The following is a 15,137-nucleotide window of genomic DNA, read 5'->3' as shown; positions in this document are numbered from 1 at the left end:
TCTAAAAGTTAAACAGCGGCTTTTGCTAATTCTTGTTTGGAACTATCTTTCCCAAGATGTTTAACAATTACTTTTTTACTTTCATCAATATCCACCTCGGCTTTGTCTCCGTCTTTTATTCTTCCAGATAAAACTTCTTCAGCAAGGCTATCTTCCAATAACCTCATTACCGCTCTTCTCAAAGGTCTTGCCCCATAGGAAGGATTGTATCCTTCTTCAACTAATCTTTCCTTGAAATCCTCTGAAACAGTCAATGATATACCTTTGTCTTTTATTCTCAAGAATACTTCTTTCAACATTATTTCTGCGATGTCTTTTACTTCGTCTCTGGAGAGTTGTCTGAATACAATTATTTCATCTAATCTATTGAGGAATTCAGGACGGAAGTATTGCTTTAGTTCTTCATTTACTAATGATTTAATTCGATTATATTGAGTATCTTCTAAATTTTCACCTGAGAATTCAAATCCCAAGCCACCGCCACCTTTCTCTATAACTTTAGACCCAATATTAGAAGTCATTATTATTAAAGTGTTTTTGAAATCAACAGTTCTTCCTTTTGAATCTGTTAATCTTCCTTCCTCCAGTAATTGAAGAAGAAGATTGAATACATCTGGATGGGCTTTTTCTATTTCATCGAACAACACAACTGTATAGGGTCTTCTTCTGACAGCTTCTGTTAGTTGTCCACCTTCATTGAAACCTACATAACCAGGAGGAGATCCTATTAATTTACTAACAGTATGTCTTTCCATAAATTCAGACATGTCTAGACGAATCATTGCTTCTTCACTACCAAAGAAATAGGACGCTAAAGCTTTTGTAAGTTCAGTTTTTCCAACTCCAGTTGGACCAGAAAAAATAAAGCTTGCAATTGGTCTGTTTGGATTTTTTAGACCTACTCTTGCTCTCCTAATTGCTTTTGAAACAGCTTTTACAGCTTCATCTTGACCAATCAATCTTTGATGCAAGGTTTCTTCCATGTTTAGAAGTTTGACTGATTCACTTTCAGTTAATTTCTGAACAGGAACTCCAGTCCATGAAGCAACAATATGAGCTATATCTTCTTCGTTAACAATAGGTTGAGAAACTTTTAATTCATCATCCTGAGAAATACCTTGGTTAGAATCTTCAGCATTTTTATCTGAAATATTATTAGTTTCTGGATTCTCATTTGAAGCTGGTTTTTGTCTTATGTTTTGCAAAAGATTTCTTATCTTATCTCTAAGTTCAACTTCTTTTTCTCTGAGTTCTCCTGCTTGTGTGAAATTTTGTTCTCTTACAGCTTCTTCTTTACTCTTTTGTATTTTCCTTAATTCTTTGTCAACTTCTTTCGCTTCAGGAGGTAATTTCGAGTTGAGTAATCTAACCCGGCTACCTGCTTCATCTATTAGGTCTATAGCTTTATCAGGTAAAAAACGATCCGATATATACCTATCCCCAAGATTTGCAGCAGCGTCTAAAGCTTCATCAGTAATCTTTAATCTGTGATGTTGCTCATATCTCTCTCTTAGTCCTTTAAGAATTTCAATTGTATCTTTGATTGAAGGTTCTCCAATCATTACAGGTTGGAATCTTCTCTCTAATGCCGCATCCCTTTCAATATGCTTGCGATATTCATCTAGAGTTGTAGCTCCAATACATTGAAGTTCTCCTCTAGCCAAAGCTGGTTTTAATATATTTGCAGCGTCAATTGCACCCTCTGCAGCTCCTGCTCCAATTAATGTATGAACTTCATCAATAACTAGAATTACGTTCCCAGCAGATTTAATTTCTTCCATTATTTTTTTTAATCTTTCTTCAAATTCACCCCTGTATTTAGTTCCAGCTACAAGTAAACCGATATCAAGAGTTAATACTCTTTTTTCTTCAAGGATGTCAGGAATATTTCCTTGTTGAATTCTCTGAGCAAGACCTTCAGCAATGGCTGTTTTTCCCACCCCTGGTTCTCCTATTAAAACGGGATTGTTTTTTGTTCGTCTTCCTAAAATTTGAATTACTCGATCAATCTCAGAATGTCTTCCCACTACAGGGTCAAGCTTGGATTCACTAGCTAACTGCGTAAGGTTTGTACCAAATTCGTCAAGTGTTGCTGTTTTCGCTGAACCTTTTGAAGATCCTGAACCTGTTGTAACTTCGGCTGTTTCACCAAGCATTCGGACAACTTGTGTCCTGACTTTTGTTAGATCAACACCTAAATTTTCAAGAACTCTTGCAGCAACTCCTTCGCCTTCTCTAATGAGTCCTAGTAATAGATGTTCGGTGCCAATGTAATTATGACCTAGTTGACGAGCTTCTTCTAACGATAGTTCAAGTACTCTTTTTGCTCTTGGTGTAAAGGGGATTTCTACAGCAACAAATCCTGAACCTCTTCCTATTATTTTTTCAACTTCTACCCGTGAATCTTTTAGGTTAACACCCATTGATTTTAGGACTTTAGCCGCCACACCAGTGCCTTCTCCTATTAATCCCAAAAGGATTTGCTCTGTGCCAACAAAATTATGCCCAAGGCGTCTCGCCTCTTCTTGAGCAAGCATGATCACTTTTATAGCCTTTTCTGTAAACCTCTCAAACATTTAGCTTTTGCCTTTAACTATTTCACCTAATTTATCAGGGTTAAGTGTGAAATGTGTACGGTTAGGCTTTTTTTTATAAAGGGTAAATATTAATTGTTCGTTGAAAAATAATTAAAAGTATTAATTGATGCAATGAACCGCCTATTTTTTGTTTTTGGATTTCGGTAAACCGTACTTAATTATTGATTTTATGATTTGTTGTTAATTTCTTTATTGAGAATAAGAGCATCACTTCCATCTTTATAAAAATTAGATCTGAATCCTACTGTTTTGAAGCCCATGATTTTGTAAAAAGCTTTAGCTGACTCGTTATTGTCTTTAACTTCTAAATGAATGTAATTTGTTTTAAGTAATTTTGAACGTTTGATTAAGTCTGACAAGAGAAATTTTCCTAGTCCTTTCCTTTGATACAAAGGATGAACAGCTATAAAAGTTATTTGTAATTCGTCTATTACTAACCAAGCGGCACTTAGTCCTAAAAGTTTTTTGGTTTCCAACTCTATTATTCCAAGACAAATTCTTTTAGGGTCAGTGAGTTCTTTTTCCCATTGAGATTTTGACCAAAGACCATTTAATGCTTTTTGGTCTAGATCCACGCAATCATTTAAATGCATTATCCCAAGTTGAATTATCGTGAGATTCATATCTAACTATTAATTAATTAATACCTCTTCTCTTAAAAAGAATACTAATTGGTTGATTGATCTTTAGATTAGCTAAATATTAAAGTAAAATTTTCAATGCACGGATCAAAGGCTTTTGAACCCAATGTGGATATAGATAGTCCAAATCGAAATATAGCTCCTGTTTCTTCAGAAATTAATGAGAATAAAAAATTAGTTGTTGGGGGATGTCAACTTAGTGAACTCGCAAAAACATATGGAACGCCTCTTTATGTTCTTGATGAGTTATCACTTAGGACTTCATGCAAAACTTATATTTCTTCTTTAAAAAAACATTATCCAGGAGAATCACTGCCTCTATATGCATCAAAAGCAAATAGCTCATTAGCTATTTGTGCAGTTATTGCTTCTGAGGGTTTTGGTCTTGATGCAGTATCAGAAGGTGAATTACTTACTGCCTTCAAGGGTGGTGTGAAAGGGGAAAATATTGTTTTTCATGGAAATAATAAATCACATGATGAATTGAATTTTGCCTATAAAAATAACGTGACGATTGTTTTAGATAATCATCACGATATTGAGCTGCTAAAAAATATTGCCTCTAATAAGAAGCCAGCAAAGTTAATGTTGAGGTTTACTCCTGGCATAGAATGCCATACTCATGAATACATAAGGACTGGACATTTAGATAGCAAGTTTGGTTTTGATCCCGATGATCTTCAGTCAGTTTTAGAAGAATTAAAAACATATAACTGGGCAAATGTGACTGGTTTACATGCACATATAGGATCTCAAATTTTTGAGGTTCAACCACATATCGATCTTGCTGGTGTTATGGCTGATGCTTTAAAGCTTGCTCAGGAAATTGGTCATCCAATAACTGATCTGAATTTAGGAGGCGGTCTAGGGATTAAATATGCTCAAGAAGATAATCCTCCCTCTATTGAAAAATGGGTTGAAGTTATTTCTAATGCTGTTGTTCAGGCTTGTAAGGAAAGAAATTTAGATTTGCCAAGATTGATGTGTGAACCTGGCAGATCTCTTGTCGCTAATTCGGGACTCACTATTTACAAAATTGGAGCTAAAAAAGTTGTTCCTGGTGTTAGAACTTATTTATCTGTTGATGGCGGGATGAGCGATAATCCTCGTCCCATAACTTATCAGTCTCTTTATAGTGCGTGTTTAGTAGATAAACCATTAAATACTAATTTTGAAAAAGTTACCATCGCCGGTAAACATTGTGAGTCTGGAGATGTTTTATTGAAAGATTTTCTTCTGCCTTCTTGTGAAAGTGGAGATTTTCTTGCCGTGTTTGGAACAGGCGCATACAACTATTCAATGAGTTCCAACTACAACAGAATACCTAGGCCTGCAACAATTATGGTTTGGAAAGGTTCGGCCGTGATGACTCAAAGGCGAGAACTTCCTGAAGATCTATTGCAATTAGATGTATTACCTGATCGCTTTATTGCCAAATATTAGGTAAGTTGAAATAACGTTGGGGTGTAGGAGTGAATTTCTGGTGGCTTATAAACTTGCGTGTTCTCCTAGATGTATTGTTTGCTTCTTCTCTTGGAGTGCTTCTTTTTACAAGAGTTAAAGAACAAAGGACATTATGGCTTTTAAGGGGTTATCTATTTTTAGTTTCACTAGCTTGGTTTGTTCAAAGGTTTGCAAATTTACCAATTACTTCAAAACTTGTTGATGCCTTGGTTTTAGCTTGCTCATTATCTTTAGCAATTTTATGGCAAGGAGAATTAAGGAGATTAATGGAATTATTAGGCACTGGAAGATTGGCTGTAATTCTTGGAAATACTCAAAAAGAATTCAGGGCAAGTTCTAATACTTTTGCTCAATTAACTGAAGCTGCAGGTCGCTTATCACAAAATAGAAAAGGAGCATTAATTGTTGTTGATATGGGCAGTGACTTACGCCCTGAAGATTTCTTATTTCCTGGGGTTCCAATTGATGCTCAACTATCGTCTGAATTGTTACTAAATCTTTTTGCAGCTGATACCCCTCTACATGATGGAGCTGTTTTGGTAAAGGGAAATAGAATTATTTCAGCAGGGGTTATTTTGCCTCTTTCAAGACAAGGAATCAGTAGATACGGAACAAGGCATTTGGCAGCCCTCGGGATAACTGAACGATTTGATCGATGTATTTGTGTAGTGGTTTCAGAAGAATCAGGGACCTTATCCTTAGCTAGTCAAGGACGACTCGAAAGACCAATTACAAGCAGTCGATTACTTGACCTTTTGAAAGAATTGTTGGATCCTTCAAATGCATCTGGATCTAAGTCCACCAGCATTAATTCTTCATTGAAAACAACTTCCTCTAATATTGAGACTAAAGTTGCTCAATCAAGAGTTAATCTTGGGAAAAATAATGACAGCAAGGAGTCTTTGAATTGACTTACCCTTCTGTAATAAGCACTGATAATTCTAGAAAGGTATCCCCATTACCTAAAGATTTGGATCGTCTTCGTATGCCTGATCACATTGCGGTAATTATGGATGGAAATGGTAGGTGGGCAAAAGCAAGGGGTTTGCCAAGAACTATTGGACATACAGCTGGTGTTGAGGCTCTAAAAACTACTTTGCATTTATGTAGTAATTGGGGAATAGGAGCATTAACTGTTTATGCCTTCTCAACTGAAAATTGGTCAAGACCTAGTGAAGAAGTAAATTTCTTAATGACACTTTTTGAAAGTGTTCTTAAGCGTGAATTGACTAATTTAAAACTCGAAGAAGTTAAAATTAATTTCTTGGGTGATCTTGACCCATTACCTATTGCATTAAAGGACTTAATAAAAGAGTCGGTTGAATCAACTTCAGATAATAAGGGTATTCATTTTAATGTTTGTACTAATTATGGGGGACGAAGGGAATTAGTACGAGCTGCTCAAAAGTTGGCAGAACGTTCGGTTAAAGGGGAATTAGATCCTTCTTTGATAGATGAAAATGTATTTGCTTCTGAATTATTTACAGCTAGTGAGGTCGATCCAGACTTATTGATTAGAACTAGTGGTGAAAAAAGAATAAGTAATTTTCTTTTGTGGCAATTAGCTTATGCTGAGATTCACATCACCGATGTATTATGGCCTGATTTTAATTCTGATACACTTGCTAAGGCATTACTTGACTATCAATCTAGAAGAAGGAGATTTGGAGGTGTATAACTAAAATAATTGATTATCTTGAGTTCTATGATTTTTTATAGATTATCAGCTAAAACTAAATAGCAAATAAATTCTTTATATTCAAACTCTTTTATGACTCTGATTAATCCTAATATTCAGGAATCTAATAAATTCACTTTCAAAAATGAATCATATCTAGATTTTAATTCCATTAAAGGGGGTGATATTAGACATGATTGGTCTTTAGAGGAAATCAAAGAGATACTTGAGTTGCCATTAATGGATTTGTTGTGGAGAGCTCAAATAGTTCATAGGTCTTATAATCCAGGTTATAAAGTTCAACTTGCTTCCCTTCTTAGTGTTAAGACGGGTGGATGTTCAGAAGACTGTGCATACTGTCCCCAGTCCGTACACAACGAAACAACGGTTCAGCCAAATCCTGTACTCCAAGTTGAGTCAGTTCTTGAGAGAGCAAGAGCGGCTAAAGATGCAGGAGCAGATAGATTTTGTATGGGTTGGGCTTGGCGTGAGATCAAAGATGGAAACGCATTCGATTCAATGCTTGAGATGGTCAGAGGTGTTAGAGAACTTGGCCTTGAGGCATGTGTTACGGCTGGAATGATTACTGATTCTCAAGCCTCTAGATTGGCAGAAGCAGGTTTAACAGCCTATAACCACAATTTAGATACTAGTCCTGAACATTATTCCAATATTATTTCAACAAGAACATATCAAGATCGACTTGAAACATTGAGAAGAGTACGTATGGCTGGAATTACAGTGTGCTGTGGTGGCATTATTGGCATGGGCGAATCTGTTTCCGATAGAGCATCTTTACTCAAAGTTTTAGCAAATTTAGATCCACATCCTGAGAGTGTACCTATTAATGCGTTGGTTGCAGTGGAGGGGACACCCATGGAGGATTTGTCTTCTATTGACCCATTAGAGATGGTTCGTATGGTCGCAACAGCAAGGATCATTATGCCTAGAAGTCGAATAAGACTTAGCGCAGGAAGACAACAATTAGGTAGGGAAGCTCAGATACTATGTCTACAATCTGGCGCTGATTCTATATTTTACGGAGATACACTTTTGACAACAAGTAATCCGGAGGTGGAGGCAGACCGTAAACTTTTAGCGGATGCTGGAATTGCTGCCAATTTCTCACAAGAATAAGTAGTTATGAAAACAGAGGATAGCCTCAAGAAATTCAAATATAAAGTTGCTGCGTTTTACAAGTTTATAACGATTTTTGATCAAGAAATTCTTTTAATCAAAGAAGAACTAACGAAGATAGCAACGAATCAGGAAATAAAAGGCACTATTTTATTAGCTTCTGAAGGTGTTAACGGTACGGTTTGTGGAACTGAAAATGCGATAGTTCAATTCATTGAAATCTTGGAGAAACTTTTAAAGGTATCGAATATTAATGTCAAATATAGTTGGACCGAAAAGCAGGCATTTAGACGCTTTAAAGCTCGTCAGAAAAAAGAAATTGTCACGATTGGGCTAAAACAAGTTAATCCTGCTAAATCTGTAGGTAAATATATAAAAAGCTGTGAATGGAATGAGTTCCTAGAAGATCCTGATAGTGTAGTTATTGATACTCGTAATGAGTATGAAATAAAAATTGGAAATTTTGCGGGAGCTCTAAATCCACACACAAGCTCATTTCGTGAATTTCCTGCATGGGTTCAAAAGCATTTAAAACCCTTATTCAAGGAGAATCCATCTTTGAAAATAGGGATGTATTGTACGGGAGGCATAAGATGCGAAAAAGCTACTTCTTATTTGATAGATGAAGGCTTTTCCGATGTACATCATCTTGAAGGTGGAATTCTGAAATATCTAGAAGATGTTTCTCCTGAGAAGAGTTTATGGGAAGGTGAGTGCTTTGTTTTTGATCAACGTGTCTCTTTAGATCATGACCTCTCACCAGGTTCACACACGATGTGTCATGCTTGTGGACTGCCTATCTCCCCTGAGGATTTAAAAAAGCCAACCTATATTAAAGGCTTACAATGTGAGGCTTGTGTGAATAAATTTACAGATAGTGATAGAGGAAGATTTGCAGAAAGACAGCGTCAAATTGATGAAATAATGGAACGTCTACCTGAAAATTCTATATGGCCAGTCTCATGACCACAACTAATTTAACTCTATTAGAAAAAGAAGCATCTGATAGAGGTTTGTTGCTACGAATACAAGTTAGGAGACCTCTCAATATTTGGTCTTTTAGACTGGTTGTTGGTGAATTAACTAGTAATGATAAAATTCAATTATGGGGTGAAATGAAAGGATGGGCGTATCAAAATACTAAAGGACTTCAACTTGATACCATGAAGGTTGGCAAGAACGCCAATTCTAAAGTAGGTGATTTGATTTGGGCTGCAACTATGGCTTGGACTTTAGAAGAGACTCCATGTCGAAGTGCGAGATTATTGGCTATTTATGATGAGAACAATCAACATGAAATTTTGCAACGTTATTTTCGTAGGCGTGGATTTAATAGTGTGCGTACAGTTGGATCTTCTCCCTTGGACCTGCCTTTGAGACTTGTATGGGGAGGTGCAGGTGCATTTATGGTAGGTGATTGTGAGACTGTCCTTGAAAAAAGTTATCGGAGTTGGTCGGAATAATTAAATTTTTTTAGGAGACTAAATCTAAGGTGTCATTCGCATGGTAACTGCTTCTTACTAATGGACCGCTGTTTACTTTTTTAAAACCTAATCTCTTTGCTATTTCTGCAAAATCATTGAATTTTGTAGGAGACCAGTAATGAGAAACTGGAATATGAGCAAGTGAAGGTCGTAAATATTGACCGATAGTTATATATTGGCAGTCGACTTCTCTTAGGTCTTTAAGAGTTTGAATTATTTCATGAAATTTTTCTCCTAGTCCAAGCATTATTCCTGATTTTGTAGGAATCTTTGGATCAATTTCCCTTGCAGATTTAAGAAGGTTTAGAGAATGTTCGTAAGTAGCTCCTCTCCTGACTTCTCTTTGAAGTCTCTTGACAGTCTCGAGATTATGGTTGAAGCAAATAGGATCAGCCGAGAGAACTAGCTTAAGTCGCTCTCTTTGTTTTTTGTTATTGTCCTTGTTGTTTCCACCCCAGAAATCTGGTGTTAGTACCTCTATCGCGACACTAGGATTCAATGATCTAATTGCTTCCATTGTTGTCGTGAATAGACTTGCGCCGTGATCAGCTAAATCATCTCTTGCGACTGCGGTTAGTACCACATACTTGAGTGATAAGACTTGAACAGCCTTTGCAACTTTTTCTGCTTCAAAAAGATTTACTTTCTCGGGTGACTTTCCTTTCTCTACTTGGCAGAATGCACAGCTCCTTGTACAGATTGAGCCACCTAATAAAAAAGTAGCCGTACCAGCGGCGTAACATTCACCTCTGTTTGGACATCTACCTTCCTCACAAATTGTATGTAATCTATTTTCCTTTACTAGCTTTTGAACTTTTTCTAGTTGAGATGCGTTCCCTATGGATGGTTTGATCCAATTAGGCAAACGTTCTTCTGGAAGGAATCTACTATATTTTGTTGTTTTTCTTGTGGTTGTGGTCATTTTGGTTTGATGATTAATCTAAATCTCTACGTCCTTCTAAAGCACGCGAAAGTGTTACCTCATCGGCATATTCCAACTCACTTCCAACGGGAAGTCCATAAGCAATACGAGTGACTTTCGTGAAAGGTTTTAATAATCTGCCAACATAAAGACTCGTAGTATCCCCTTCAATACTTGGAGTTAAGGCAAGTATGACTTCTTTTATATTTTCTTTATCCACTCTTCTGATAAGACTTGATATTTCAAGCATCTCTGGTGCAATGCCATCCATAGGAGAAATCAGTCCACCAATAACATGATAAATCCCTTTGTACTCGCGAGTTCGCTCAAGTGCAAGTAAATCTCTTGACTCGGAAACAACGCAAATGAGATCTTGATTTCTTTCTTTGTTTAAACAAATTTCGCATAGTTCTCCTGCAGTTAAATGAAAACACTTCTTGCATTGACCTACTTGACTTTTCGCATTAACTAGAGCTTCTGAAAACAATCTTATTTTGTCTTCTGGCTGACGTAAAATATGAAGAGCTAATCTTTGAGCAGTTCTGGGGCCGATACCAGGTAATTGCTCAAACTGATCAATTAATTTAGATAATGGTTTAGTGAAGCCGCTCAGAGTTCAGAAGCAATTAACTTGAATGTAGTCAGACTTTTATCTGGGTTGCAGTAATTTAAAGAAGATTTCCGTCAGTTAAATTAGAAATGTATCAAAATAGTGATGCTTGAGTCTCCAAAATGATCAAATTTTTTCGAACATCTCTTAAATCCCTTTTAGCTATAGCGTTGATCTTGACGCTCGGAGCTTGCTCTACAGGGGGGGCGGCTGGGTTGGAACCTTTTAAAAGTCAAGATGGGCGATATGGTTTTCTTTTTCCAACAGGGTGGACGAGAGTGGCTGTCGATAATGGGCCAGAGGTTGTTTTTCATGACTTGATCAACTCCGATGAAACTCTCAGTCTTGTAATTTCTAAATTGGAAAATGAAGTGGATTTAGATGCTTTGGGTGGGGCGGATGCTGTAGGGGAAAGACTTTTTGGTGAAAAGAATAGGAATAACCCTATTCAATTAATTGATGCTTCAGAGAGGGAAGTTGATGAACGCAAATTCTATGATCTTGAATACTCTATTGATTTAGAAGAAAAGAGTAGGCACGAAATCGCTACTGTCGTCGTGGATAGAGGTTATTTATATACACTTGCTGCTAGTACTAATGAACAACGCTGGTCAAAAATGCAAGACACTTTTAAAAGAGTAGTTAGTTCTTTCACCTTTTTCATATAACTTAAGTAAGATTTTCACCAGCTTGGATTTTCCATAGGTAGTAATAGAAAGCTCTATTTTTTAGAAGAGAAACATGTGTTCCTTTCTCGATAATTTTACCTTTATCTAAGACTATAATTTCGTCAGCATCTATTACTGTGCTTAAACGATGTGCAATAACAATTGTTGTACAACTATTTGTTATCTTCTTTAGAGATCTTTGAATCGCGGCTTCAGTTTCATTATCTACAGATGCTGTTGCCTCATCTAATATTAATATTGGTGCATTTTTTAAGATTGCCCTCGCGATAGCAATTCTTTGTCTTTGTCCGCCTGATAACTTTTGTCCTCTTTCTCCCACTATTGTTTTTAACCCTTCTGGCAGTTGACTAATAAATTCAGTTGCTTCGGCAATATCTGAAGCATTTTTAATTTTTGATTTATCAATATTTTGTGATCCATAAGAAATATTTTCTTCAATTGAACCTTGGAATAAATATGTTTCCTGGCTTACTAATGCAATACATCGTCGTAGACTTTTTAAATCTAATGATTCAATTGAGTTTCCATCAATTTCTATTGAACCTTTACTGATTTTATACAGCCTTAATAATAGTTTTACCAGTGTACTTTTACCAGAACCGGTAGCACCTACAATGCCTATTTTCTTGCCGGGACTAATATTTAAATTAAAGTTTTTTATAACTTGAGAACGACCTTGATATGTAAAATCAATATTTTTAAATTTTATTTCACCTTTGACATTATTTGGATGTAACTTGACTTTCCCCGTTTTAATTTTTATTGGAGTATCTATTAAATCTAAAACTCTATTTGTTGAGGCCATTGATCTTTGATAATCATCTAAAATATGACCTAGTGTTGTTAAGGGCCATAATAATCTTTGAGTAATAAATACTAAAAAACTATAAGTTCCAACTGGCATTAACCCTTTCCAAGTCTGGAAACCGCCAGCGATTAATATTGCAAGGAATGCAAATAGGATTGCGAATCTAATTAATGGTATAAATGCGGCTGATAATTTAATTGCTTTTCTATTACTTTCTTGATATAAATTGCTATCGAGTCTTAATCTTTCAAGTTCCCAATCTTCTGTAGCGAAACTTTTAATAGTAAGCATTCCGCTAAGGTTATTATTAAGTCTTGAGGCGAGATCTCCAGCTCTATCTCTGACTTCACGATAACGAGGAGCTAGGTTCTTCTGGAAATTAATTGAACCCCAAAGAATAAAAGGAATAGGGATGAATGCTAGTAATGCAATCCCAGGAGCTAACAAAATCATTGCTCCACCAACAATAAAAACAGTAATTATTAATTGAATAATTTTGTTAGCTCCTTCATCCAAGAATCTTTCTAGTTGATTAATATCGTCATTCAGTACAGTCATAAGCCTTCCTGTATTATCTGATTCGAAGAATGTCATCTCTAATTTTTGTAAATGGGCATATGCTTTGATTCTTAAGTAGTGTTGTGTCCTCTGAGCTAAATTTCTCCACATTAATCCATATAAATATTCAAAGAATGATTCAGCTGTCCAAATCAAAAAGGAAATTATTGCAAGTACAATTAATTGATCTGGGACAGTGTTAAAGCCAATTGTACCAAGCCAAGAACTTTCTTTTCTTACTACTACATCAACCGATATACCGATTAATACAGGTGGTGCAAGATCAAAAAATTTATTTAATATAGAGCAAGTAATAGCTGTATAAATTAGACGCTTTTGACTTTTAAGATTACTTAAAAGTCTTGCTAATGGGCTTCTATTGATTTTTGAATTAGATTTATACATTTTATTTGATTGCTATTCTTTTAGAGATTATATTTCTTAGAAGCTTTATCTCTACAGTAAATACGAGAGCTTTTTAATGAATTTCCAGAATTATATTTTTTAAAAAAACATTCACATGTGAAATCACTGATTTCATTTAAATTTTGTTTATTCTTGATATCAAGTTTTGATTTTAATGTTGCGATACAGAATTTATTAATAAGACTATTTTTAGTACTAATTTTTTTCTCCTGAGCCTCCAAATTGACACCCATATCGATGAGAAGCAATGTAATAATTCCTCTGAATAACAATTTACTAAGCATTTTATTGGTAATTTTCTTATCAGTTAGCTCTGTTTATTTGTAATTCTCTATTCATTACTTTTACTTTCTTTAGAGCCTGAAAAATATTATCAGGCATTTGTTTTGGTAAATCTACTAGGCTGTAATTTTCAAATATTCTTATTCTGCCTATAGACCTTCCTTTTAGTCCGGCTTCATTGGCAATTGCTCCAACTAGATTTCCAGGCTTAACTCTATCTCGGTGCCCAACTTCAACTCTGAATCTGTCCATCTCATCTTCAAGTCTGTTGTTATCAAAATCACTTCTTCGACGTTGTTTGAATTTATTGTCTCTTCGATCATTCCTTGTATTTCTTTGAGACGATTGCCTAATCCAATCCTCATTGCCATTCTCAAGGAGTGCATTGAAACCAACTGCTAAATTTAATGCGGCAAGTGTTAAGTCTTTTGGATCTATATCTAATTCTTTTTCAACATTCTTTATTAATTCTTCTAAAATGTTAGCCTCTTCTGGGTTATCTCTCTCTGTTGAGGCAGCTTTTATCAATTTTGCTTGTAGCTTTTTAATTCGGTTGCTGTTGATAAGTTCATTGTTTGGTATATCCATTTTCTCAATTGGTTGACCTACAGCCCTTTCAAGATTACTTAAAAATGATCTTTCTCTTGGATTAACAAAAAGAATAGCTTCACCAGTTCTTCCTGCACGACCAGTTCTTCCAATTCTATGAACATATGCTTCGCGATCAAAGGGCATATCATAATTTATTACTAAACCGATTCGATCCACATCAAGGCCTCTTGCTGCGACATCGGTAGCTACTAAAATATTGATAGAACCCTGTCTTAATCTTTCAACAGTTCGTTCCCTTTGATTTTGAGGAATATCTCCATTTAAAACAGCTACATTATATCCATATGTTTCTAATTTTTCAGCTACTACAATTGTAATAGCTTTTGTTCTAGCAAATATTATTACTCCTTCTTCTGATACTGCTTCAAGTACTCTTTGAAGTGCATTTACTTTATAAACATTTTGAACGCTTATATACCTTTGTCTGATAAGTCTTTCCTTTAATTCAGTTGCTTTTATAGTTATTTCGGCAGGACTATTTAAATATTTTTTTGATAATCTTCTTATCTCAGATGGCATGGTTGCCGAGAATAAAATTAGTTGTCTCTCCTCTGGCAATTGTTCTAAAATCCACTCAACGTCATCAATGAATCCCATTCTTAACATTTCATCAGCTTCATCTAGAACTAAACAACTTAAATGACTAGTATTGAGAGTCTTTTGACGCATATGATCCATGACTCGCCCTGGAGTCCCTACGACTACATCAACTCCTCTCTTAAGTGTGTTGATTTGATTTCGGAAATCAGAGCCTCCATATATTGCAAGTACTTTAAAATGCGGATGACCTGCGGAATATGTGCGAAATGATTCAGCCACTTGCATAGCCAACTCGCGAGTTGGAGCTAGAACTAAAACTTGTGGATGTCCAACATTTTTTTTCAGTCTTTCAAGGATCGGCAAAGCAAACGCAGCTGTTTTACCTGTACCTGTTTGAGCTTGTCCAACTAAATCTCTACCAAGAAGTAATTCAGGAATCGCAGCCTTTTGAATAGGAGTGGGTAATGAGTAGCCTTGATCGGAGATTGTTTGAATTAGTTGTTCACTAAAATTGAATTCAGAAAATCCATTTTCTGAATTTTGATCACCTTCATCCAATATTTCCTCAGTAGATTCTTCGAGAACATCTTGATCTACTGGACATGGGGAATCCTCATGTAGCTTTTTAGTTGTCATCTAATAATGGTTGCCTTTTTGTCCTTCAAGTTAGGCAGGCAACTTCCGATCGG

General features: G+C 35.7%; 13 protein-coding genes. 7 read left to right on the top strand and 6 right to left on the bottom strand.

All coding sequences use genetic code 11. From position 1 onward, the window contains the following. Window positions 1-8: 8 nt before the first annotated feature. Entirely contained in the window at window positions 9-2,576 is a 2,568-nt protein-coding gene (locus O5633_RS04325) for an ATP-dependent Clp protease ATP-binding subunit (RefSeq protein WP_269610876.1), read from the bottom strand. Between the two features lie 188 nt (window positions 2,577-2,764). Next, window positions 2,765-3,220 (bottom strand): ribosomal protein S18-alanine N-acetyltransferase, encoded by a 456-nt coding sequence (gene rimI, locus O5633_RS04320; protein ID WP_269610875.1) that lies wholly within the window; start codon window positions 3,218-3,220, stop codon window positions 2,765-2,767. A 96-nt stretch (window positions 3,221-3,316) separates the two neighbouring features. Between rimI and lysA the strand changes: the two genes are divergently transcribed. From lysA to O5633_RS04290, 6 genes are all read left to right on the top strand, one after another. Beyond that, window positions 3,317-4,681, top strand: coding sequence for a diaminopimelate decarboxylase (gene lysA, locus O5633_RS04315; protein ID WP_269610874.1), 1,365 nt, complete (start codon window positions 3,317-3,319; stop codon window positions 4,679-4,681). Window positions 4,682-4,710: 29 nt separating this feature from the next. Next, window positions 4,711-5,613, top strand: a complete 903-nt coding sequence (cdaA, locus tag O5633_RS04310; RefSeq protein ID WP_269610873.1) for a diadenylate cyclase CdaA — start codon at window positions 4,711-4,713, stop codon at window positions 5,611-5,613. Further along, window positions 5,610-6,380, top strand: a complete 771-nt coding sequence (locus O5633_RS04305; protein WP_420063625.1) for an isoprenyl transferase — start codon at window positions 5,610-5,612, stop codon at window positions 6,378-6,380. Before cdaA ends, O5633_RS04305 begins: the two co-directional genes overlap by 4 nt. A gap of 93 nt (window positions 6,381-6,473) precedes the next feature. Then, window positions 6,474-7,517 (top strand): biotin synthase BioB, encoded by a 1,044-nt coding sequence (gene bioB, locus O5633_RS04300; RefSeq protein ID WP_269610872.1) that lies wholly within the window; start codon window positions 6,474-6,476, stop codon window positions 7,515-7,517. 6 nt (window positions 7,518-7,523) lie between these two features. Then, on the top strand, window positions 7,524-8,483 hold the full coding sequence (locus O5633_RS04295; protein ID WP_269610871.1) for a rhodanese-related sulfurtransferase: 960 nt from the start codon (window positions 7,524-7,526) through the stop codon (window positions 8,481-8,483). After that, the gene (locus O5633_RS04290; protein ID WP_269610870.1) at window positions 8,480-8,980 is read left to right on the top strand and encodes a hypothetical protein; all 501 of its coding nucleotides are present in this window, start codon (window positions 8,480-8,482) and stop codon (window positions 8,978-8,980) included. Before O5633_RS04295 ends, O5633_RS04290 begins: the two co-directional genes overlap by 4 nt. 10 nt (window positions 8,981-8,990) lie before the next feature. Here O5633_RS04290 and lipA read toward each other — a convergent pair whose 3' ends face one another. Continuing rightward, window positions 8,991-9,923, bottom strand: a complete 933-nt coding sequence (gene lipA, locus O5633_RS04285) for a lipoyl synthase (protein ID WP_269610869.1) — start codon at window positions 9,921-9,923, stop codon at window positions 8,991-8,993. A 13-nt stretch (window positions 9,924-9,936) separates the two neighbouring features. Next, a complete protein-coding gene (gene recR / locus O5633_RS04280) occupies window positions 9,937-10,536 on the bottom strand; it encodes a recombination mediator RecR (RefSeq protein WP_269611300.1) in 600 nt (199 codons plus the stop codon). Window positions 10,537-10,655: 119 nt separating this feature from the next. Here recR and psbP point away from each other — a divergent pair, with 119 nt between their 5' ends. Further along, window positions 10,656-11,201, top strand: a complete 546-nt coding sequence (gene psbP / locus O5633_RS04275; RefSeq protein WP_269610868.1) for a photosystem II reaction center PsbP — start codon at window positions 10,656-10,658, stop codon at window positions 11,199-11,201. A gap of 1 nt (window position 11,202) precedes the next feature. Here psbP and O5633_RS04270 read toward each other — a convergent pair whose 3' ends face one another. Then, on the bottom strand, window positions 11,203-12,993 hold the full coding sequence (locus O5633_RS04270) for an ABC transporter ATP-binding protein (protein ID WP_269610867.1): 1,791 nt from the start codon (window positions 12,991-12,993) through the stop codon (window positions 11,203-11,205). A gap of 324 nt (window positions 12,994-13,317) precedes the next feature. Beyond that, window positions 13,318-15,084 (bottom strand): DEAD/DEAH box helicase, encoded by a 1,767-nt coding sequence (locus O5633_RS04265; protein ID WP_269610866.1) that lies wholly within the window; start codon window positions 15,082-15,084, stop codon window positions 13,318-13,320. Window positions 15,085-15,137: the final 53 nt, after the last annotated feature.

This window comes from Prochlorococcus marinus str. MIT 1013, from assembly GCF_027359395.1.
GTDB lineage: Bacteria > Cyanobacteriota > Cyanobacteriia > PCC-6307 > Cyanobiaceae > Prochlorococcus_B > Prochlorococcus_B marinus_E.
This window is presented reverse-complemented; position numbering and strand designations above follow the sequence as displayed.

What these genes read in the sequence shown, in the direction of transcription:
- O5633_RS04325 (WP_269610876.1), bottom strand. Translation starts at nt 2,576, where the DNA reads ATGTTTGAGAGGTTTACAGAAAAGGCTATAAAAGTGATCATGCTTGCT.
- rimI (WP_269610875.1), bottom strand. Translation starts at nt 3,220, where the DNA reads ATGAATCTCACGATAATTCAACTTGGGATAATGCATTTAAATGATTGC.
- lysA (WP_269610874.1), top strand. Translation starts at nt 3,317, where the DNA reads ATGCACGGATCAAAGGCTTTTGAACCCAATGTGGATATAGATAGTCCA.
- bioB (WP_269610872.1), top strand. Translation starts at nt 6,474, where the DNA reads ATGACTCTGATTAATCCTAATATTCAGGAATCTAATAAATTCACTTTC.
- O5633_RS04295 (WP_269610871.1), top strand. Translation starts at nt 7,524, where the DNA reads ATGAAAACAGAGGATAGCCTCAAGAAATTCAAATATAAAGTTGCTGCG.
- O5633_RS04290 (WP_269610870.1), top strand. Translation starts at nt 8,480, where the DNA reads ATGACCACAACTAATTTAACTCTATTAGAAAAAGAAGCATCTGATAGA.
- lipA (WP_269610869.1), bottom strand. Translation starts at nt 9,923, where the DNA reads ATGACCACAACCACAAGAAAAACAACAAAATATAGTAGATTCCTTCCA.
- psbP (WP_269610868.1), top strand. Translation starts at nt 10,656, where the DNA reads ATGATCAAATTTTTTCGAACATCTCTTAAATCCCTTTTAGCTATAGCG.
- O5633_RS04270 (WP_269610867.1), bottom strand. Translation starts at nt 12,993, where the DNA reads ATGTATAAATCTAATTCAAAAATCAATAGAAGCCCATTAGCAAGACTT.
- O5633_RS04265 (WP_269610866.1), bottom strand. Translation starts at nt 15,084, where the DNA reads ATGACAACTAAAAAGCTACATGAGGATTCCCCATGTCCAGTAGATCAA.